This is a genomic window from Marinomonas rhizomae (genome assembly GCF_003315485.1).
Lineage (GTDB): Bacteria > Pseudomonadota > Gammaproteobacteria > Pseudomonadales > Marinomonadaceae > Marinomonas > Marinomonas rhizomae.
The window spans coordinates 1-17,468 of sequence record NZ_QNSE01000005.1 but is presented as its reverse complement, the minus strand read 5'-3'; the positions used below and the strand labels follow the sequence as shown (position 1 = coordinate 17,468).

Genomic DNA, 17,468 nt, shown 5'->3' with positions numbered 1-17,468 from the left:
GGTGAAGTATCTACTTACCATAGCTTTTTTATACATAGGAGAAAGCAATGAAATTAGTTCGCTTCGGACCATTAGGGAAAGAAAAGCCAGGTTTACTTGATGATAGTGGCCGAGTTCGTGATTTGTCGTCGATCATTCCTGATTTGTCTGATGAGCATTTGAGTTTAGCCACCATGGCCAAATTGAATGAACTAGATATGAACAGTTTGCCGTTGGTCGATGGCGTACCACAAGAAGATTTACGCCTTGGTGCCTGTGTGGCAAATGTGGGTAAGTTTGTTTGTATTGGCTTGAATTACGCCGATCACGCGGCGGAATCCGGAATGCCGGTCCCAGCAGAGCCAGTTATCTTTAATAAATGGACGTCTGCGATTGTTGGTCCAAACGATGATGTAAAGATTCCTAAAGGCTCTGAAAAAACAGATTGGGAAGTCGAACTAGGCATCGTTATTGGCGAAGGCGGTAGTGATATATCTGAAGCCGATGCGATGCAGCATGTTGCTGGTTTTTGCGTGATCAATGATGTTTCCGAACGAGCTTTCCAACTTGAGGGAACAGGTACTTGGGATAAAGGTAAAGGTTGTGACACCTTTGGACCCACTGGCCCTTGGTTAGTAACTCCTGATGAAGTGGGTGATTTTAATGATCTTGGTATTTGGTTAGAAGTTGATGGTAAGCGTTATCAGAATGGTTCGACATCAACCATGGTGTTTAAAGTGCCTCACTTGATCGCTTATTGCAGTCGCTATATGAGCCTGCAACCGGGCGATATTATTTCAACGGGCACTCCGCCAGGTGTTGGCTTAGGTTTCAATCCGCCAATCTATCTAAAAGGTGGCGAAGAAATGAAGCTGGGTATTGATAAGCTAGGTGTGCAATGCCAGAAAGTCGTTAAGGCTTAGACTAAATATCACCAATATTCATATGGTTACTCAACTCCTTGCGATTCTTTAGGTGCAAGGAGTTGTGAATAAGTGAGTAGGCAATGAAAACAAGAATAATAAACCGCAGTGGTTCCTCAATGTCAGAAATAGGGTTTGGTTGTGCTGGCGCGGGTAACTTGTATCGCCCTGTTTCTTATGAAGATTTCAGCGCAGCGGCGTGTAAAGCAAGTGAATTAGGTATTGAATATTTTGATACGGCTCCTCACTATGGTGGAGGCCTTTCAGAGCGTCGTTTGGGGGTAGCTTTAGGTGATATACCTCATCAACAGGTGTTCGTTTCCACCAAAGTTGGAAGATTGCTGCATCCCGATCATTTTGTTGAGCAAAAAGATGCAGAGGGTTTTGTCAGCGCTAGCCCTTTTGATCGCGAGTATAATTACACTTACGATGGTGTTATGCGTTCTTTCGAAGACTCCCTTCAGCGTCTTGGCGTGAGTCATGTTGATATGTTGTTGATGCATGATATTGGCGAGCTGACTCACAAAGAACAACACGCCATGTATTTTCAACAGGCCATTAATGGCGGCTTTAAAGCTATGATGGAATTACGCGAGCAAGGTTTGGTAAGCAATATTGGTTTAGGGGTAAATGAGTGGCAAATATGTGATCAAGCCATGAACTATGCACAGTTTGATTGTTTTATGGTGGCCAACTGTTTTACTTTATTAAACAACAATATTACGCATACTTTTACCGATAAATGTAGCGATAATAATGTCTCTCTTATAGCCGCTGCGCCATTCAATTCTGGCATTTTAGCCAAAGGCTCTAAAAATTTAGGCCATTACTTATATGGTGAAGCACCGAAAGACATTGTTGATAAAGTCATCGCCATAGAATCCATATGTAAACAATTTAATGTTTCGTTACAAGCAGCCGCAATTCAATACGCATTGCGATATGACTGTGTTAAATCGGTTTTAATTGGCATGACCAATGAAAATCGGGTTAAGCAAAATATCGTTTGGTATGAAGAGCCGATCCCAGAAGCATTTTGGCAAGCCTTGGCCCCCGTCATTTATTCTTCCTAACGTCCTAAATCCTGTTTTAGGACGCTTTGCTACTGGTTTCCTTTCAAAGTGACTTCCTTCTAAAGTACTTTGAAAGGAAACATTATGATGAAAGGATGTGCGTTTTTTACTTTACTGATTGCCTGTTTAGGTTCTGAATTATGACGTAACTATTATTCTTTGTAATATCTCTAGTCAATGATGATCGTTGCGTCTTAAATGCGCTTCAAAGGCGCGTATCATGAGCGATAAGCTGAGTGTGAGTACGAGGTACATGAAGGCGACGACGTTGTAGGTTTCGAAGAATTGGAAGGTGGAGGAGCTGAATACTTTGCCGAGTTGAGTGATGTCTTGCACGCCTAATACCGAGACGAGTGCGGAGTCTTTGATCATGGCGACGAGGTCGTTACCAAGAGGTGGTAAGATTTTACGCATGGCTTGGGGGAGGGTGATTAGGCGAAAGCGATGCCAGTTGGATAAGCCTAATGCTTTTGCGGCTTCTATTTGGCCTTTACCAACTTCTTGGATGCCTGCGCGGAAGACTTCGGCAATGAAGGCGCTGTAGCTGATGGCTAGGGCGATGATGGCGCGCCACAGTAGGGTGAAGTCCCGTGTGCGAGCTTTTTCTATCCAGCCTGCTTCAATGGGCATTTGCAATGCCCAGTTATAGAGTTTTACCATTTCCGGTGCGCCAACAAAGGCGATATAAAACAAGAGAACCAGAACGGGGACGCCACGGAAGATTTCGACATAAAAACGGGCGAATTCACGCAGGATACGATGACGAGAAAATCCTGCTAGTGCAATGAGTAACCCAAGTAAACTTGCCAGTATGAAGGCGGCGAATGTCACGCCGATTGTCGTCAGTAATCCTTCGCTTAGTGCGCCTGCGATGCGTTGGTAACTTTGCTCCGAAACCATGTTCCATAACAAAACTAGAGCGATAATGATGATGGTGACAAGCCACCAAGGCGTGCGTTCTAAGGATTTTTTAAAGGGCATAATCAATTCATATTAGAACCATTCCTTGGTCGTCTTAAATTTAAAACGGAAAGCCTCTAAGAGACGTTCCGTTACTGTGCGGTGTTTCTACTTATTGGTTATAGTCAAAGAACCATTTTTTGTTCAGTTCTTCTAACGTGCCATCTTGTTTCATGCTTTCGATTGCGGCATTGATTGGTTCAACAAGGTCTGAATCCGGCGCTAAAATGAATCCAAAATCTTCAGAACCTAGTGGTCCTCCAATGATTTTAAATGCGCCCGGATTGGCACCGATGTAACCACGAGCTGATGCCGCGTCCATTAACACGCTGTCCACGTCGCTAGATTTTAAGGCTTGGACTGACGCGCCAAACGTTTCCAATAAAGTGATGCGTGGATTATTTTCATCACCATCAAGCACGTCATAGACGGCGACATAAAAGTTAGTAGTGCCTGCTTGTGCACCAAACTGTAGATCTGGGTTTGCCGCAAAAGATTGGGCATCGGTAAAGCGATCCTCGTCGGCGCGAACCAACATAAATTGCTGAGACGTCATATAAGGAATAGTGAAATCTATTTGCTGTGCGCGTTCTTCATTAATGGTAATGCCGTCCATGCCAATATCGTATTGGCCTTGTTTGACGGCTTGAATCATGGTGTCCCAGCTGCTGAGGTGCCATTCGATGTTGGCGTTTAGGCGTTTGCCTATTTCGTTCATGGCGTCGTATTCCCAACCAATTCCCTCGCCAGTTGCTGGGTCGACAAAGTTAAGTGGTGTGTAGGCATTTTCGGTGACGGCTAAAATAGTGCGACCTTTAAGGTCTGGCAAGCTGTCGGCGAAGCTGAAGCTGCTAATCGAAATAGCAGCGATAACCATCAAACGAGATAACAAAGACACCATATTTTCATACCTTTTGGGAATGTGAGCAAAATTGGCTGCGATTATACACAGCCACAGTGTAAAGATCTCTAGCAAGCTTTAAGCCATCAAGTGGCATCTCTTGGCGTAAGCGAGTATATTTGCTTACCCATATTCAATTCGACTAATGTGCACTTTTACGACTGAGATTAAGGTTATTATGTCCCGCGAATTACCACCTCAACAGGCTTTTCAAACCCATTGCTTAGCGCAAATGGGTGTGGTGTCTTGGTTGTCTATTGATAAAAGTGGGTCTGCTTCAGATAATGTAACTGGGACGGTTTTTATGCCGCCTCAGCCTTGGCCAATTGATGTGGCGGCTTCGTCAACACCTTCCTTTGCGGATTCTTATGAAGATCCGTCTGCTGCTGGATTTAAATCTGCCGAGCCTGCGCCGGTTCCAATGCCTAAATTATCGCCAGAAGAGAAAGAGCCTTTGGTTCATCATCTTCGTGAGCAGTTAAATGCAGGGCCAGAAATTATTGTCGAAGATTTACAGCCAATCGAAGAGTTGGCGGTCGATATCGTGGTTGAGCCAGATCCAATGCTCAATACTCAAATCACACGACTGAATATTCACGCATACGCCTTATCTAATAAGCTTTTGATTCTAAGTGATGTGCCGCAGGTATTTTCCCAAGCAGAGGATATTGAGCGTTTGGCGTTAAAAATGGGGCAAGCCTTGTTGAAGCAACCGATTGATGAGTGGCAGGGCAGTGCGTTTACTTGGCCGGGAGAGTTACGAAATCCGTATTTTTTGAATCGGACTGATTGGCTATTCGGTGCGTTAGAAAGTTATGTGGGGCGCTTGCTCAAAGACTTTCCTAGCACGCCATGGCTGGTGTTGGCTGGTGCACAAATTACTCAGCTGGTGGAAGATTTGCCGACCGAAAGCCTGTTAAAACAATACCCTACTGCGCACATCGTAAGTTTGTCTGAATTGCATCGTATTCCTGAATTGCGTAAAGAAGCATGGCAGGTGATGCAATCAAGCTTTTTCCGTTAATTTTATTGCCTTTAATGAGGCGTGCAATTTTATGATTCCTTCTGTTTCTTTTCGTCTGGCAAGCCTGTCAGATTTAACCGCTATTATTCAACTGGATGCCTTGTCTAACCCTCATCCTTGGGGCGAAAACTTGATTTCTGACGCTTTACAGACGCGAAAAAATTGGGTTGTTGAATTGGGGGATGTGACGCAAAAATCCATTGTTGGTTGGTTGACTGCATCGGTTGTGCTTGATCAATCCGAATTAGAATTAATTGTGATTGATCCCTCTGTCCGTAGACAGGGCCTAGCCAGACAGTTGATGATAGCTTGGTCAGAGGCGGTTGCGCAGCAAGATGTCAGTGAGTTGTTGCTGGAAGTACGCGAATCGAATCTAGGGGCTATTTCCTTGTACAAATCTTTGGGATTTGAGCAAGTTGGTCGCCGCAAAAATTATTATCAAATAGAAAAGAAAGGACAAGCAGAACAAGGCCGTGAAGCGGCTTGTTTGTTTACACTGAAAATAGAAAGGCTTTAAACGAATCGATCGGATAAAGACCTTGATGAATTAATGTATTTGAAAGAGGTAAAGTATGAGCAAGGTATTGGTTCCTATTGCCAATGGCAATGAAGATATTGAAGCCATTACGATTATCGATGTGTTGCGACGCGGTGGCGTGGACGTTACGGTAGCGAGTATTCATGAATCAAAGCAAATTGTGATGGCGCATGGCATTAAACTAGAAGCCGATGTTTTATTAACCGATGTGGCAGATCAAATTTTTGATGCGGTTGTATTAGCCGGTGGCATGCCGGGTGCGGAGCATTTACGCGACTGTAAATTACTGATTGATATGCTGGAAAAACATGATATTCAAGATGCTTTACTAGCGGCTATTTGTGCGTCACCAGCTGTGGTATTCGGCACTCATGGTTTTGTCGTGGATAAACAAGCGACGTGTTATCCTGGTTTTGAAGACGGGTTGACGGGGGCAGAGTATATTGCCAACGAGCCTGTCGTGATGGACGGTAATGTTCTGACAGGTAATGGGCCTGCTGCGGCTACTGTTTTTTCATTGACGGTTTTGGGTAACTTGAAAGGCTACGATGCAGCCAAAAGTGTTGCCGATGGATTGCTGTGCTAATAGACGATTTAGCGTCTTGCTTATTCTTGACTAAGAAGTCAAGAAAAAATGCGTTCAAATCCTGTATTTTTGACCGTTTTCTCGGCAATTCGGTGGACGCAAAAGCTGTATCAGAGTAGAATTAGGCAGATTTTTTGAACGCGAGATCCATTGGTTATCCATCAATGGATAAACGGCAAAAACGCAATTTCTTAAAAGCGAGATGAGCCGCCGGTTTATCTCGCTTTTTTGCAACCTGATAGTCTCTAAATGGGAGGTTCCTTTGGCAACATCAGCGATTCTGGCTCTGGAAGACGGCACTATTTTTAAAGGGGTGTCGATCGGAGCGGATGGCTCCTCAACGGCCGAGGTAGTATTCAACACCTCGATGACCGGTTATCAAGAAATTCTTACTGATCCTTCCTATGCTCGACAAATGGTCACTTTGACTTATCCCCACATTGGGAATACAGGCGTTAACTCTGAAGATGAAGAATCCGATAAAGTGTGGTGTGAAGGTTTGATCATTCGTGATCTTCCTTTGGTTGCTAGCAGCTGGCGTTCACAAGAGTCTCTAGATTCTTATTTGAAACGTAAAGGCGTGGTTGGGATTGCCGATATTGATACCCGTAAGCTGACACGTATTCTTCGTGAAAAAGGCGCTCAGGCTGGTTGCATCATGGCGGGTGATAACCTAGATGAGGCGGCGGCTGTTGCTGCTGCGAAAGCGTTTCCTGGCTTGAAAGGCATGGACCTAGCAAAAGAAGTCACTGTTGAGAAAGCCTATGAGTGGACTGAGTCTACTTGGGACCTTGTTAAAGGTCATACCACGCCAGAATCTTCTGATTTCCACGTGGTTGCTTATGACTTTGGTGTGAAGCGTAATATTCTTCGCATGTTGGTTGAACGTGGCTGCCGTATCACGGTTGTACCAGCGAAGACACCAGCCAGTGACGTTTTAGCAATGAATCCAGATGGTGTATTTCTTTCTAATGGACCTGGTGATCCAGAGCCATGTGACTACGCGATTCAAGCCATTAAAGAGATCTTAGAAACAGAGATTCCAGTATTCGGTATCTGTTTAGGCCATCAGCTTTTGGCTTTGGCTTCTGGTGCGAAAACGAAGAAAATGAAGTTTGGTCACCATGGTGCAAACCATCCTGTACAAGCTATCGAAAAAGGCACTGTGATGATCACCAGCCAAAACCACGGTTTTGCGGTAGACGAGGACACCTTGCCTGCTAACCTTGTGATGACTCACAAATCTTTGTTCGATGGCTCTTTGCAGGGTATTTCCCGTACTGATAAGAGCGCGTTCAGCTTCCAAGGTCACCCAGAAGCGAGCCCAGGGCCACACGATGTTGCGCCCTTGTTCGATCAGTTTATTGAAAACATCAAAGCCACTAAAGCCTAAAAGCAGGAGCGGAGCGAAATATTATGCCAAAACGTACTGACATAAAAAGCGTCTTAATTTTAGGTGCAGGCCCTATTGTTATCGGTCAGGCTTGTGAGTTTGACTATTCTGGCGCGCAAGCGTGTAAAGCGCTGCGTGAAGAAGGTTTTCGCGTAATTCTGGTGAACTCTAACCCAGCAACCATCATGACAGATCCAGTGATGGCTGATGCGACTTACATTGAGCCAATTGAATGGCAAACTGTAGAGAAAATCATTGAGAAAGAACGTCCAGATGCGGTATTGCCGACCATGGGCGGTCAAACAGCACTGAATTGTGCGTTGGATCTTGAGCGTCACGGCGTACTAGAAAAATACAATGTTGAAATGATTGGTGCGACGGCCGACGCCATCGACAAAGCAGAAGACCGTAATCGTTTTGACCAAGCAATGAAAGCCATTGGTCTTGAATGTCCTCGTGCCGGTATCGCGCACAGCATGGAAGAAGCCCTACAAGTACAATCTGAGTTAGGTTTCCCTTGTATCATTCGACCTTCTTTCACCATGGGCGGCACCGGTGGCGGTATCGCATACAACATGGAAGAGTTTGAAGAAATTTGTACTCGTGGTTTGGATCTATCTCCTACCAACGAATTGCTGATCGATGAGTCCTTGATCGGCTGGAAAGAGTACGAGATGGAAGTTGTCCGTGACAAAAAAGACAACTGCATCATCGTTTGTGCGATTGAAAACTTTGACGCCATGGGTGTTCACACAGGTGATTCCATTACAGTTGCGCCAGCACAAACACTAACTGATAAAGAATACCAAATTATGCGTAACGCCTCTTTGGCGGTATTACGTGAGATTGGTGTTGAAACAGGCGGTTCGAACGTACAGTTTGGTATGGATCCAAAAACGGGCCGTTTGGTTGTCATCGAGATGAACCCTCGTGTGTCTCGTTCTTCCGCTCTTGCTTCTAAAGCGACCGGTTTCCCAATTGCGAAAATCGCGGCGAAGTTGGCCATCGGTTACACTCTAGACGAATTGCAAAACGACATCACTGGCGGTCAAACTCCAGCGAGCTTCGAGCCTGCAATCGACTACGTTGTAACTAAGATTCCACGTTTCACTTTTGAAAAATTCCCGACTGCCAATGACCGTCTAACGACGCAAATGAAGTCCGTTGGTGAAGTGATGGCGATTGGCCGTACTTTCCAAGAGTCTTTGCAAAAAGCGCTGCGCGGGTTGGAAGTGGGATCTGACGGTTTCAATCCACAATTGGATTTTGCTGAAGAAAACAGTAAAGAAAAGCTCGCTTACGAATTACAAAACCCAGGTGCAGATCGCATTTGGTACATTGGTGATGCTTTCCGTTCTGGTATGACAATCGATGAAATTTACGCGGTAACAGGCGTCGATCATTGGTTCCTTGTACAGATCGAAGACTTGATCAAAGAAGAAGCAGGTCTGGCCGACAAAGGCCTAGTCGACATGACTTACGACGTAATGCGTCGTTTGAAACGCAAAGGCTTCTCTGATTCGCGTCTAGCAAGCTTGTTGCAAGTGACTGAGAAGTCATTGCGTGAGCGCCGTTACTTGGTAGATGTACACCCTGTTTACAAGCGGGTTGATACTTGTTCTGCGGAATTCGCAACGGATACGGCGTACATGTACTCCACATACGAAGAAGAATGTGAAGCCGCGCCAACGGACAAAGACAAAATCATCATTTTAGGTGGTGGTCCAAACCGTATCGGTCAAGGTATCGAGTTTGACTATTGCTGTGTTCATGCAGCGCTTGGTCTTCGTGAAGACGGTTATGAAACTATCATGGTGAACTGCAACCCAGAAACCGTTTCTACCGATTACGATACGTCAGATCGTTTGTACTTCGAACCAGTAACACTAGAAGATGTACTTGAAATCGTTCGTAAAGAAAAACCAAAAGGCGTTATTGTTCAGTTTGGTGGTCAAACACCGCTGAAAATTGCCCGCGCTTTGCAGAACGAAGGCGTGCCTATTATTGGTACTACGCCAGAAGCGATTGACCGTGCAGAAGACCGTGAGCGTTTCCAAAGCATGATTCAGCGTTTGGGCTACAAACAGCCGCATAATGCGACGGTGCGTAGCGTTGACCAAGCGGCAATGAAAGCAGCAGAAATCGGTTATCCGCTTGTTGTTCGCCCATCTTATGTACTAGGTGGACGCGCAATGGAAATCGTTTATAACGAAAAAGAATTGATGCGTTACATGACGACTGCGGTAAAAGTGTCTAACGACAGCCCAGTATTGTTGGATCACTTCTTGAACGCAGCGATCGAGATCGACATTGACTGTATCAGTGATGGTCAGCAAGTTGTAATCGGCGGAATCATGCAGCATATCGAACAAGCGGGTGTTCACTCTGGTGACTCTGCGTGTTCTTTGCCTCCTTACTCATTACCAGCGAATGTCCAAGATGATATCCGCGAAATGATTAAAAACATGGCGCTTGAGCTTGGTGTTGTCGGTTTGATGAACACTCAGCTTGCGGTGCAAGATGGTGAAATCTACGTGATCGAGGTTAACCCTCGCGCCTCACGTACGGTACCGTTTGTTTCTAAGTGCATTGGCCGCTCTTTGGCACAAGTCGCTGCATTGGTTATGTCTGGTAAGACATTGGAAGAGCTTGGTTTCACTAGCGAAATCATTCCTTCTTACTACAGTGTGAAAGAAGCTGTCTTTCCATTCAACAAGTTCCAAGGTGTTGACCCGATTCTTGGCCCTGAAATGAAATCGACTGGTGAAGTCATGGGTGTTGGCGATACATTCGCTGAAGCCTTTGGCAAAGCGGTTCTTGGTGGTGGTACTGTATTGCCGACCTCGGGCCGAGCTTTTATCAGTGTTCGTGACATGGACAAGGAAGGCGCGGTTGATGTAGCGCGTCGACTTTCTGAAATCGGTTTTGATATTGTGGGTACTGAAGGTACTGCCAAATACTTAACTGAGCACGGTGTGTCCGTTAAGAAAGTTAACAAGGTGAACGAAGGTCGTCCACATATTGTCGATATGCTGAAAAATGGTGAAATTGACTATATTATCAACACGACTTCCGGTACTCAGGCAATTGCTGACTCTTCGGTCATCCGTCGCACAGCATTACAGCGCAAGGTTTGTTACACTACGACATTGGCTGGTGCTGAAGCAACGAGTATGGCGATTAGCCTAACAGGTGAAACGAAAGTTAGAAGACTGCAAGATTTGCACTTGGGGAAATAATGAAAAAAGTACCAATGACAGTAGAAGGTGAGACTCGTCTTAGAGAAGAGCTTAATCACTTGAAAACTGTCGTCCGTCCTCGCGTAATTGCGGATATCGCAACTGCGCGTGAGCATGGCGACTTAAAAGAAAATGCAGAGTATCACGCCGCTCGTGAGGAGCAGGGATTTGCTGAAGGTCGTATTAAAGAGATCGAAGGTAAGCTTGCTGACTCACAAGTGATTGACGTTACATCTTTGCCCGCTTCGTCTAAAGTGATTTTCGGTACCACAGTCACATTGTTTAATGTTGATACTGAAGATACTGTCACTTATAAGATTGTTGGTGACGATGAAGCAGACGTGAAAGAGAAGAAGATTTCTTATGCTTCTCCTATCGCGAAAGCCATTATAGGGAAAGAAGAAGGCGACGAAGTTGTCGTTAAAATTCCTAGTGGTGAAGCAACCTATGAAGTAGAGAAAGTCGAATACATTTAATGTGTTAGGTATTTTCTTAAAAAACCACGATGTGAAAGCATCGTGGTTTTTTTATGGCTGAGAAAACGTTATAAAAGAGAGCTGTTTTTTTAGCTTATTCCTTTTGTAACAAGAGAAAATACCATGGCTAGTCGAATTCTATTGTCTCATTCCAATGATCCTCATTTTAACCTTGCGGTGGAAGATTGTATTTTTCGATCTATGTCTGCTGATCAGCGGGTGCTGTTTCTATGGCGTAATGCTGACACGGTAGTGATTGGTCGCTCTCAGAATCCTTGGAAGGAATGCAATATCAATAAGATGGAGCAAGATAAAATCCATCTTGCTCGTCGTCAAAGTGGTGGCGGTGCGGTTTTCCATGATTTAGGCAATACCAATTTTACCTTCATGGCGGGCAAGCCGGAATACAGTAAAGAAGTATCGACTGAGATTGTTCTGCAAGGCTTGAAGAAGCTTGGTATCGAAGGCTACGCCAATGGTCGAAATGACTTGGTGGTGGGGGAAGGCGAAGCAATGCGCAAATTCTCTGGCTCGGCCTACAAGGAAACCAAAGACCGAGGTTTTCACCATGGCACCTTATTACTGCATGCAGATTTGAGTCGTCTGGCCAATTACTTAAACCCAGATGTAAAAAAGCTTCAGTCAAAAGGCATTACTTCTGTACGATCTCGTGTGACCAATCTTGATTCACTTTATCCACAAATTAACCACCAATTGGTGTGTGACGCCATTGTGGAGTCTTTCTGTGAATACTTTGGCGAAATGCCAACAATAGAAGAAATCTCCCCTGAAGCTTTACCAGATTTGCCAGGTTTTGTAGAAAAGTTTGCTCAGCAGCAAAGCTGGGATTGGAACTTTGGTAAATCGCCACAATTTACTCACGCGCTAGACGAACGATTCAAATGGGGTGGCGTAGAGATTCACCTTGACCTGAGTAGCGCGAAAATTACCGCCGCGCAAACCTTCACCGACAGCTTGTTCCCCGATCCAATCGAGCAACTGGCAGAAAAACTCGTTGGCGTGACTTATAAACCAGACTCCATCGCTGTGTGTGTCGATTCGCTTATAGAAAACTTTCCAGACCATAAAAACGACTTAGAAGAGATGAGGGATTGGTTGGTTAAGGCGGTTTCTTAGCTAATTATTCGATTGGCCAGTCGTTAGGTCTTTGATGATTAGAGGCGATAGCAACGATTAGTAACAAGGTCGCCTCTAATTTGATAATTAAGCTAAATCGATAAACTATAGTTCTTCACTTAAAGTTTGAAGCGTCTTATCTTGAAACTGGAATACTTCAAACATCCCCAATACTCGCAATATCGGAAGTGCTTTTTGAATGGCATCAAATAGTTCTTCTTTTTCCTCTCTGCTAGTGGTTGGGTTTTGCCAGCGTTTAGTATTTTGCAAAAACGCTGCAACCGTTCCTTTACGAATATTAATGCCCTCAAGATTCGTTTGGTTGATGCCTTCGGGCAAAATATCTTCCGGTTTAGTCGTGGTTGATGTCATTAGTTGTCTCCCTTATCGATGAATGAGGGTTCAGTATAATCTCTGACTTTTGGCTATACTCCAGTGAATAAGACATTCGATACTGAGAAACTGCCAAAATGAAAAGCGTCCTTTTGCCTTTGAACATGATTAACCAATCTGATGCTGAATTAATCATGTCTGTAGAACTGATAGAAAGCCAAATAAGAGAAACCGAACCGCATCGACACGCATTTGGTCAATTGATTGGCAGTTTAGAAGGGCTATTGTCGATTCAAACGGAATCAGTTTGGTGGGTTGTGCCAGCCACTCATGCAGTGTGGGTTCCATCGAATACTCTTCATGGGGTGAAATCTTATGGTCCTTTTAAGGGCTGGAGTGTGTATCTTGATCCAGCGAAAAGTCAGTTGCTGGCGAACTCAGTAAAAAGCCTTCAGACAACACGTTTACTAAAAGAGCTTGTGCATCGTGCGGCCAGCTGGAAAGGCGATACTCCTCAGGCTGTGAAAAGTCGTTTATCGGATGTTCTGTTCGATGAAATCGCGAGTTTAGAAGAGACGTCTCTAGGTTTGGTGCAACCTAGGTTGCCGTTATTAAAGCAGATGACCGATGGCTTACTGGCGAACCTTGCGGATAATCGTGGCTTGGAGGAGTGGGCAAAGGTAATTGGCTTGTCTTCAAGAACACTAGCGCGCCGTTTTAACGAGCAAACAGGTTTAGGGTTTTCGGAATGGCGACAACGAGCGAGAGTATTAAGAGCCATCGAAATGTTAGCCGATAATGTACCTGTGACCAATATTGCATTTGCCTTGGGTTATGAAAATGTCAGTGCCTTTATTGCTATGTTTCGCCGTGTGATGGGTGTAACACCGGGTCAATATATTCAAGGGTACAAAAAGGAGTCGGTCTCTTGAACCTAGTTAGTGCAGCAAGAAGCGTCCCCGAGAGTCGACGTTGTATTGAAGAAAACGAAATTCTGGGAAAGCATTTTATGTCCTCCTCAATTAGATAAAAGAATAGTACTGAAAAGAGTGGAGTTGTATCTAACCTAATACTGAATAAACAAGATTGAGCCGAATAATTAGCGTAATCGGCTCAAAGCATATTTAACAGCTCCAAGGCCATCTGAGACCTTGGCGATTTGGTTGAGAAAAAATGTTTGTACCGCCTAGAAGGCGGCAGGAACGCGAAGTATGGATTGGTGTTACCTGATTAAAAGGTTTCACTGATCACGGCTGAGTGTGAGTTGTTGATTTGCTTTAGGTGTTTACTTTATACTCAGTGGTACAGAATTAAGTACAGGAAATGAATAATGGATGCTATCAGTTATACAACAGCTCGAGCTAATTTGGCTAAGACAATGGCTAAGGTTTGTGATGATCATTCGCCAGTGATCATTACGCGCAAAAGCGAGAGCCCAGTTGTGATGATGTCGTTAGAAGATTATGAGGCCATGCAAGAAACGACCTACTTGCTACGTTCGCCAGCGAATGCCAGAGTCTTGTTGGAGTCTATTGCTGAACTGGAAGCGGGTAAGGGTGTTGAAAGAGAGTTAATCGAGTGAAGCTGACGTTTTCAACCGCGGCTTGGGATCAATACCTTTACTGGCAGAGCACAGATAAGAAAGTATTAAATCGGATAAACTTACTAATCAAAGATATTCAACGAGAGCCTTATGAAGGAATTGGCAAACCAGAACCTTTAAAGCATGGTCTTGCTGGTTATTGGTCTCGCCGCATTAACGACGAACACCGAATTGTTTATAAATATCAAGACGATACCATCTTGATAGCACAGCTAAGATATCACTATTAGGGCTTTATTTTGGTTCGTTGCAGGTTATCGTCTTTCTTGTGTGAATCGCTTAGATTGCGGCGGCAGGAACGCGAGGTAGGGATTGAAATGGTATGAAGGGGCGTTCTAGCCACTAGTTCGATTAGCCCAGTAGTTAGGTCTTTGGTGGCTAGAGGCAATAGCAACGACCAGTAACAAGTCGCCTTTAATTTGATAAATAATTGAATATGGAAATCGGTTAAGTAAGCACTTGTGCGTAACTGCACTGGCTTTTTGCCAAGCATCTGGGTGTAATTTAATTCGTTCTATCGACGACTCTAGTTCAGCAATGAACCTCAACCCTAGGCCTTTATAAATACCGTCATAGTATTTGAAGGCATCATCGAGTTCCCTTTCTGCGATGTCTAAAAATTCTACATTCATTTATATTTTCTTAGCACATCAGACAAGGGCTTAGAGGTAAGTTGCTTTTTTTCATACGCTTCAATGCGAGCATCTGACTCCTGAGCCCAAATAGCGTTTAGCTCAGTATTCGGTGTATCTAAGCTTTCAAGTAGTTTTTCGACAAGCTCTACACGTTCGTTCATTGAGAGTGATAACGCATCTTCAACGATGTTTCTGTTTACTTGAGTCATTGTATGTCCTCCTCGATTACGTGAAAGAATAGCACTGAAAAGAGGGGAGTTGTATCTTGATAATTTCCGCTGGCGACTAAATAAAAAACCATGAGCCGAATAAATGATTTATTCAGCTCATGAAACAATGCTATTCTGAGCCGAATAATTCACTTAATCGGCTCATACTATGAAATACAGCTGGCAACATCCTGATTGGCCAAACTTTACCTTTGACGAAACTCAGTGCCGAGACGCTTTGTATCAGTATGCGTTAGAGGCTGGTCGTTTGTCCGGCGGAATGAGTCAGCTTGAAAATACGTTGCAGTACGATGCCTATATCGACCTCATGGTTAGCGAAGCCATCAACACCAGCCAGATAGAAGGCGAGCGTTTGGATCGAGAAGAGGTGCGTTCCTCCATCAAAAATTTTTTAGGCTTGAGTAATCCACCAACACGAGTCGCTGATCCACGTGCAGAAGGTATGGCCGCTTTGATGGTCGACGTGCGAGATAGCTTCGCTGGCGAGCTCACAAAAACTACTTTGTTTCATTGGCATCAATTAGTCCTTCCGCAGCAAGAAACTAGCTTATTGCCCCGTAACCTCAAAGTTGGCCAATGGCGAGATTCCGAAGAGCCTATGCAAATTGTCTCAGGCCCAATTGGCTATGAGAAAGTGCATTACGAAGCGCCGCCAGCGCATCAAGTCGATACAGAAATAAACCGATTTCTAGATTGGTTTAACTGCTCGAACCCATTAAAAGCAGAGAGAGATATCGTTCTCTCTGGTCCTGTTCGCTCAGCGATTGCGCACTTGTGGTTTGAAACCATCCACCCATTTGATGATGGCAACGGTCGAGTAGGGCGAGCGATTGCCGAAATGGCATTAGCTCAAGACCTTAACCGACCGCCATTACTTAGCTTGTCGACGATTATCGAGAAAGACAAAAACACCTATTACGATGGACTAAACAAAGCCAGCCAACTCAATTTAGATATTACCGACTGGGTAAAATGGTTTGTTGACTCGGTTCTGTTGGCGCAGCAAGATGCTGCTCAGAAAGTTGATTTTGTATTGAAGAAAGCTAAATTCTGGGAAAAACATCAACACACCGAACTGAACGAACGCCAAAAGAAAGTGCTTAATAAACTCTTTAATGCAGGATCTGACGGCTTCGAAGGCGGACTAAGCGCTAAAAAATACATCAGCATTACCAGCAGCTCCAAAGCCACCGCCACCCGCGACCTCAGCGACTTGGTGGAGAAAGGTTGCTTGTATCGCCTAAAAGGCGGCGGCAGGAACGCGAGGTATGGCATAAACCTAGTTCTATAGTCGTGCTTTATTCTCCATTTGTAAGTCAGCAATTGGTTTTGCTCTTCGATACATAGCCATCAACATTTTTAATTCAACTAGTTGATCACCTTTGGATATTTTTGTAAGACTCATTACTTGGCGAGGGGATAAATTTAATTTTTCATGTAATTCAATAACCGAATCTCTAACAAAGTTTTTATCTTCTTCATTGTCTAGCTGAGCCATTTTCTTTTGAGCCATCTGCCTTGAAATATATTGCTTATGAATGACGTAGTAAGTAGTCGATATTGATGTTAATGATGCGCAGATAGAGACAACCAGCTCTTTAATATCACCAGTAACTTCAATTATTGCTGACAGCTCCATAACTCCGGGAGATGCATATTGAATTCTATGTACATTGGGTAGTGCCTTCGGATGGATGTGATTTTTCATCGACGAGAAAAAGTTTACGACAGAGCCCCCACCTATAACCATGGCATTCTTTCATACTCTAGAGTGGAGTTATTTTCTTCAACTAATCTCAATCCATAGAAAAAACCGTAAATTTGTATGTATTGTTTTGAGAATACAGAGAAATCTTCCAAACTCCATTGCTCATCTAGATAAATGCTCACTATGCCTTGTTCCACTGTATTCTCCTGAGTTTGGAATAATTTAATAGTGCGGATTATATTGTTGATCCGCAGCAGATTACTTCCTTTTGAGTGTAATGTTGTTTATTGATATTAAAGCGATTTTTTATTTTTACTAGTATAGACGAGCAAAGCACTTTATTAGGAAGGTAAAAATAGACTGAATTCTGAAAAAGCCAAGCGGTGTTTTGATGAGGTAGGCGATAGTTTCGAAGAGAAACGCCGCTTGGCTTGGTGTCATGTACAAAAGTCTGTGTCGGGCTGGTTGTGGCGACATGTGGAGAGGTTGTCGGGCTGAAGGCGCGACTTACATGAAAGCTGCGCTTTCTTCGGCACATTACGCTGCGCTTATGATGCCCTACGATTTGGTGTCATGTGATGTAGGGAAGTTGTCGGGCTGAAGCCGCGACCTACAGTTCAATAACCCCTCCCTAACCCTTGTATCTTTCTAAGTGAATTGCTTAGCTAGTAATTCACTCTAGTCTGGTAAGTATGTTCCTAGCCCAAGCACTTTGATGCTGTAGGGGAGA

The 17,468-nt window shown here is 44.2% G+C and carries 20 protein-coding genes; 14 read left to right on the top strand and 6 right to left on the bottom strand.

What is annotated here, in order from left to right; translation table 11 throughout:
- Positions 1-47: 47 nt before the first annotated feature.
- The gene (locus DFP80_RS06895) at positions 48-902 is read left to right on the top strand and encodes a fumarylacetoacetate hydrolase family protein (protein WP_113916073.1); all 855 of its coding nucleotides are present in this window, start codon (positions 48-50) and stop codon (positions 900-902) included.
- An 83-nt stretch (positions 903-985) separates the two neighbouring features.
- Positions 986-1,975 carry an aldo/keto reductase gene (locus tag DFP80_RS06890; protein ID WP_241560323.1) on the top strand — a complete coding sequence of 330 codons (990 nt, stop codon included), beginning with the start codon at positions 986-988 and terminating at the stop codon, positions 1,973-1,975.
- A 174-nt stretch (positions 1,976-2,149) separates the two neighbouring features.
- Here the strand turns inward: DFP80_RS06890 and DFP80_RS06885 are convergent, their stop codons facing one another.
- Together DFP80_RS06885 and DFP80_RS06880 are read right to left on the bottom strand one after the other, a co-directional pair.
- On the bottom strand, positions 2,150-2,956 hold the full coding sequence (locus DFP80_RS06885; RefSeq protein ID WP_113916072.1) for an amino acid ABC transporter permease: 807 nt from the start codon (positions 2,954-2,956) through the stop codon (positions 2,150-2,152).
- Positions 2,957-3,047: 91 nt separating this feature from the next.
- Positions 3,048-3,836, bottom strand: a complete 789-nt coding sequence (locus DFP80_RS06880) for a transporter substrate-binding domain-containing protein (protein ID WP_113916071.1) — start codon at positions 3,834-3,836, stop codon at positions 3,048-3,050.
- A gap of 178 nt (positions 3,837-4,014) precedes the next feature.
- On the opposite strand from DFP80_RS06880, the gene DFP80_RS06875 reads away from it, so the two are divergent.
- The 7 genes from DFP80_RS06875 (at position 4,015) to lplA (ending at position 12,229) form a co-directional block, all read left to right on the top strand.
- Positions 4,015-4,860, top strand: a complete 846-nt coding sequence (locus DFP80_RS06875) for a hypothetical protein (RefSeq protein WP_113916070.1) — start codon at positions 4,015-4,017, stop codon at positions 4,858-4,860.
- Positions 4,861-4,891: 31 nt separating this feature from the next.
- The gene (gene rimI, locus DFP80_RS06870) at positions 4,892-5,377 is read left to right on the top strand and encodes a ribosomal protein S18-alanine N-acetyltransferase (RefSeq protein ID WP_113916069.1); all 486 of its coding nucleotides are present in this window, start codon (positions 4,892-4,894) and stop codon (positions 5,375-5,377) included.
- A gap of 55 nt (positions 5,378-5,432) precedes the next feature.
- Positions 5,433-5,984 carry a DJ-1 family glyoxalase III gene (locus DFP80_RS06865; protein ID WP_113916068.1) on the top strand — a complete coding sequence of 184 codons (552 nt, stop codon included), beginning with the start codon at positions 5,433-5,435 and terminating at the stop codon, positions 5,982-5,984.
- Positions 5,985-6,246: 262 nt separating this feature from the next.
- Positions 6,247-7,377 (top strand): glutamine-hydrolyzing carbamoyl-phosphate synthase small subunit, encoded by a 1,131-nt coding sequence (carA, locus tag DFP80_RS06860; RefSeq protein WP_113916067.1) that lies wholly within the window; start codon positions 6,247-6,249, stop codon positions 7,375-7,377.
- Positions 7,378-7,400: 23 nt separating this feature from the next.
- Positions 7,401-10,616: a carbamoyl-phosphate synthase large subunit gene (carB, locus tag DFP80_RS06855; RefSeq protein ID WP_113916066.1), complete on the top strand. Its 3,216-nt coding sequence runs from the start codon at positions 7,401-7,403 to the stop codon at positions 10,614-10,616.
- Complete coding sequence (greA, locus tag DFP80_RS06850) at positions 10,616-11,092, top strand: transcription elongation factor GreA (protein ID WP_113916065.1); 477 nt, start codon at positions 10,616-10,618, stop codon at positions 11,090-11,092. The genes carB and greA overlap by 1 nt, the downstream gene beginning before the upstream one ends.
- A 123-nt stretch (positions 11,093-11,215) precedes the next feature.
- On the top strand, positions 11,216-12,229 hold the full coding sequence (gene lplA / locus DFP80_RS06845) for a lipoate--protein ligase (RefSeq protein WP_113916064.1): 1,014 nt from the start codon (positions 11,216-11,218) through the stop codon (positions 12,227-12,229).
- Positions 12,230-12,334: 105 nt separating this feature from the next.
- Here the strand turns inward: lplA and DFP80_RS06840 are convergent, their stop codons facing one another.
- Positions 12,335-12,601, bottom strand: coding sequence for a DUF7709 family protein (locus DFP80_RS06840; protein ID WP_113916063.1), 267 nt, complete (start codon positions 12,599-12,601; stop codon positions 12,335-12,337).
- A gap of 98 nt (positions 12,602-12,699) precedes the next feature.
- Between DFP80_RS06840 and DFP80_RS06835 the strand changes: the two genes are divergently transcribed.
- The 3 genes from DFP80_RS06835 to DFP80_RS06825 all read left to right on the top strand — a co-directional run bounded on the left by DFP80_RS06835 (position 12,700) and on the right by DFP80_RS06825 (position 14,395).
- Positions 12,700-13,494, top strand: a complete 795-nt coding sequence (locus DFP80_RS06835) for an AraC family transcriptional regulator (protein WP_113916062.1) — start codon at positions 12,700-12,702, stop codon at positions 13,492-13,494.
- Positions 13,495-13,892: 398 nt separating this feature from the next.
- Positions 13,893-14,144, top strand: coding sequence for a type II toxin-antitoxin system Phd/YefM family antitoxin (locus DFP80_RS06830; RefSeq protein WP_113916061.1), 252 nt, complete (start codon positions 13,893-13,895; stop codon positions 14,142-14,144).
- Positions 14,141-14,395, top strand: coding sequence for a Txe/YoeB family addiction module toxin (locus DFP80_RS06825; protein WP_113916060.1), 255 nt, complete (start codon positions 14,141-14,143; stop codon positions 14,393-14,395). The genes DFP80_RS06830 and DFP80_RS06825 overlap by 4 nt, the downstream gene beginning before the upstream one ends.
- Positions 14,396-14,500: 105 nt before the next feature.
- On the opposite strand, the gene DFP80_RS06820 is transcribed toward DFP80_RS06825, so the two are convergent.
- Together DFP80_RS06820 and DFP80_RS06815 are read right to left on the bottom strand one after the other, a co-directional pair.
- Positions 14,501-14,797, bottom strand: a complete 297-nt coding sequence (locus DFP80_RS06820) for a type II toxin-antitoxin system RelE/ParE family toxin (RefSeq protein WP_113916059.1) — start codon at positions 14,795-14,797, stop codon at positions 14,501-14,503.
- Positions 14,794-15,009 carry an addiction module protein gene (locus tag DFP80_RS06815; protein ID WP_113916058.1) on the bottom strand — a complete coding sequence of 72 codons (216 nt, stop codon included), beginning with the start codon at positions 15,007-15,009 and terminating at the stop codon, positions 14,794-14,796. Before DFP80_RS06815 ends, DFP80_RS06820 begins: the two co-directional genes overlap by 4 nt.
- A gap of 169 nt (positions 15,010-15,178) precedes the next feature.
- Between DFP80_RS06815 and DFP80_RS06810 the strand changes: the two genes are divergently transcribed.
- Positions 15,179-16,321, top strand: a complete 1,143-nt coding sequence (locus tag DFP80_RS06810; RefSeq protein ID WP_113916057.1) for a Fic family protein — start codon at positions 15,179-15,181, stop codon at positions 16,319-16,321.
- Here DFP80_RS06810 and DFP80_RS20790 read toward each other — a convergent pair.
- On the bottom strand, positions 16,316-16,669 hold the full coding sequence (locus tag DFP80_RS20790; RefSeq protein ID WP_206610630.1) for a hypothetical protein: 354 nt from the start codon (positions 16,667-16,669) through the stop codon (positions 16,316-16,318). The two genes, DFP80_RS06810 and DFP80_RS20790, sit on opposite strands and share 6 nt — an antisense overlap.
- A 508-nt stretch (positions 16,670-17,177) precedes the next feature.
- Here DFP80_RS20790 and DFP80_RS20630 point away from each other — a divergent pair.
- Positions 17,178-17,339 (top strand): hypothetical protein, encoded by a 162-nt coding sequence (locus DFP80_RS20630; RefSeq protein WP_158601384.1) that lies wholly within the window; start codon positions 17,178-17,180, stop codon positions 17,337-17,339.
- Positions 17,340-17,468 lie beyond the last annotated feature (129 nt).

Bases quoted from the DNA above. Each gene is read 5' to 3' on its own strand.
- DFP80_RS06875 (WP_113916070.1), top strand. From the start codon at position 4,015: ATGTCCCGCGAATTACCACCTCAACAGGCTTTTCAAACCCATTGCTTA.
- carB (WP_113916066.1), top strand. From the start codon at position 7,401: ATGCCAAAACGTACTGACATAAAAAGCGTCTTAATTTTAGGTGCAGGC.
- DFP80_RS06865 (WP_113916068.1), top strand. From the start codon at position 5,433: ATGAGCAAGGTATTGGTTCCTATTGCCAATGGCAATGAAGATATTGAA.
- DFP80_RS06820 (WP_113916059.1), bottom strand. From the start codon at position 14,797: ATGAATGTAGAATTTTTAGACATCGCAGAAAGGGAACTCGATGATGCC.
- DFP80_RS06830 (WP_113916061.1), top strand. From the start codon at position 13,893: ATGGATGCTATCAGTTATACAACAGCTCGAGCTAATTTGGCTAAGACA.
- rimI (WP_113916069.1), top strand. From the start codon at position 4,892: ATGATTCCTTCTGTTTCTTTTCGTCTGGCAAGCCTGTCAGATTTAACC.
- DFP80_RS06880 (WP_113916071.1), bottom strand. From the start codon at position 3,836: ATGGTGTCTTTGTTATCTCGTTTGATGGTTATCGCTGCTATTTCGATT.
- DFP80_RS06885 (WP_113916072.1), bottom strand. From the start codon at position 2,956: ATGCCCTTTAAAAAATCCTTAGAACGCACGCCTTGGTGGCTTGTCACC.
- DFP80_RS06840 (WP_113916063.1), bottom strand. From the start codon at position 12,601: ATGACATCAACCACGACTAAACCGGAAGATATTTTGCCCGAAGGCATC.
- DFP80_RS06835 (WP_113916062.1), top strand. From the start codon at position 12,700: ATGAAAAGCGTCCTTTTGCCTTTGAACATGATTAACCAATCTGATGCT.
- DFP80_RS20790 (WP_206610630.1), bottom strand. From the start codon at position 16,669: ATGGAGCTGTCAGCAATAATTGAAGTTACTGGTGATATTAAAGAGCTG.
- DFP80_RS06890 (WP_241560323.1), top strand. From the start codon at position 986: ATGAAAACAAGAATAATAAACCGCAGTGGTTCCTCAATGTCAGAAATA.
- DFP80_RS06815 (WP_113916058.1), bottom strand. From the start codon at position 15,009: ATGACTCAAGTAAACAGAAACATCGTTGAAGATGCGTTATCACTCTCA.
- lplA (WP_113916064.1), top strand. From the start codon at position 11,216: ATGGCTAGTCGAATTCTATTGTCTCATTCCAATGATCCTCATTTTAAC.
- DFP80_RS06895 (WP_113916073.1), top strand. From the start codon at position 48: ATGAAATTAGTTCGCTTCGGACCATTAGGGAAAGAAAAGCCAGGTTTA.
- DFP80_RS06810 (WP_113916057.1), top strand. From the start codon at position 15,179: ATGAAATACAGCTGGCAACATCCTGATTGGCCAAACTTTACCTTTGAC.
- DFP80_RS20630 (WP_158601384.1), top strand. From the start codon at position 17,178: ATGTACAAAAGTCTGTGTCGGGCTGGTTGTGGCGACATGTGGAGAGGT.
- greA (WP_113916065.1), top strand. From the start codon at position 10,616: ATGAAAAAAGTACCAATGACAGTAGAAGGTGAGACTCGTCTTAGAGAA.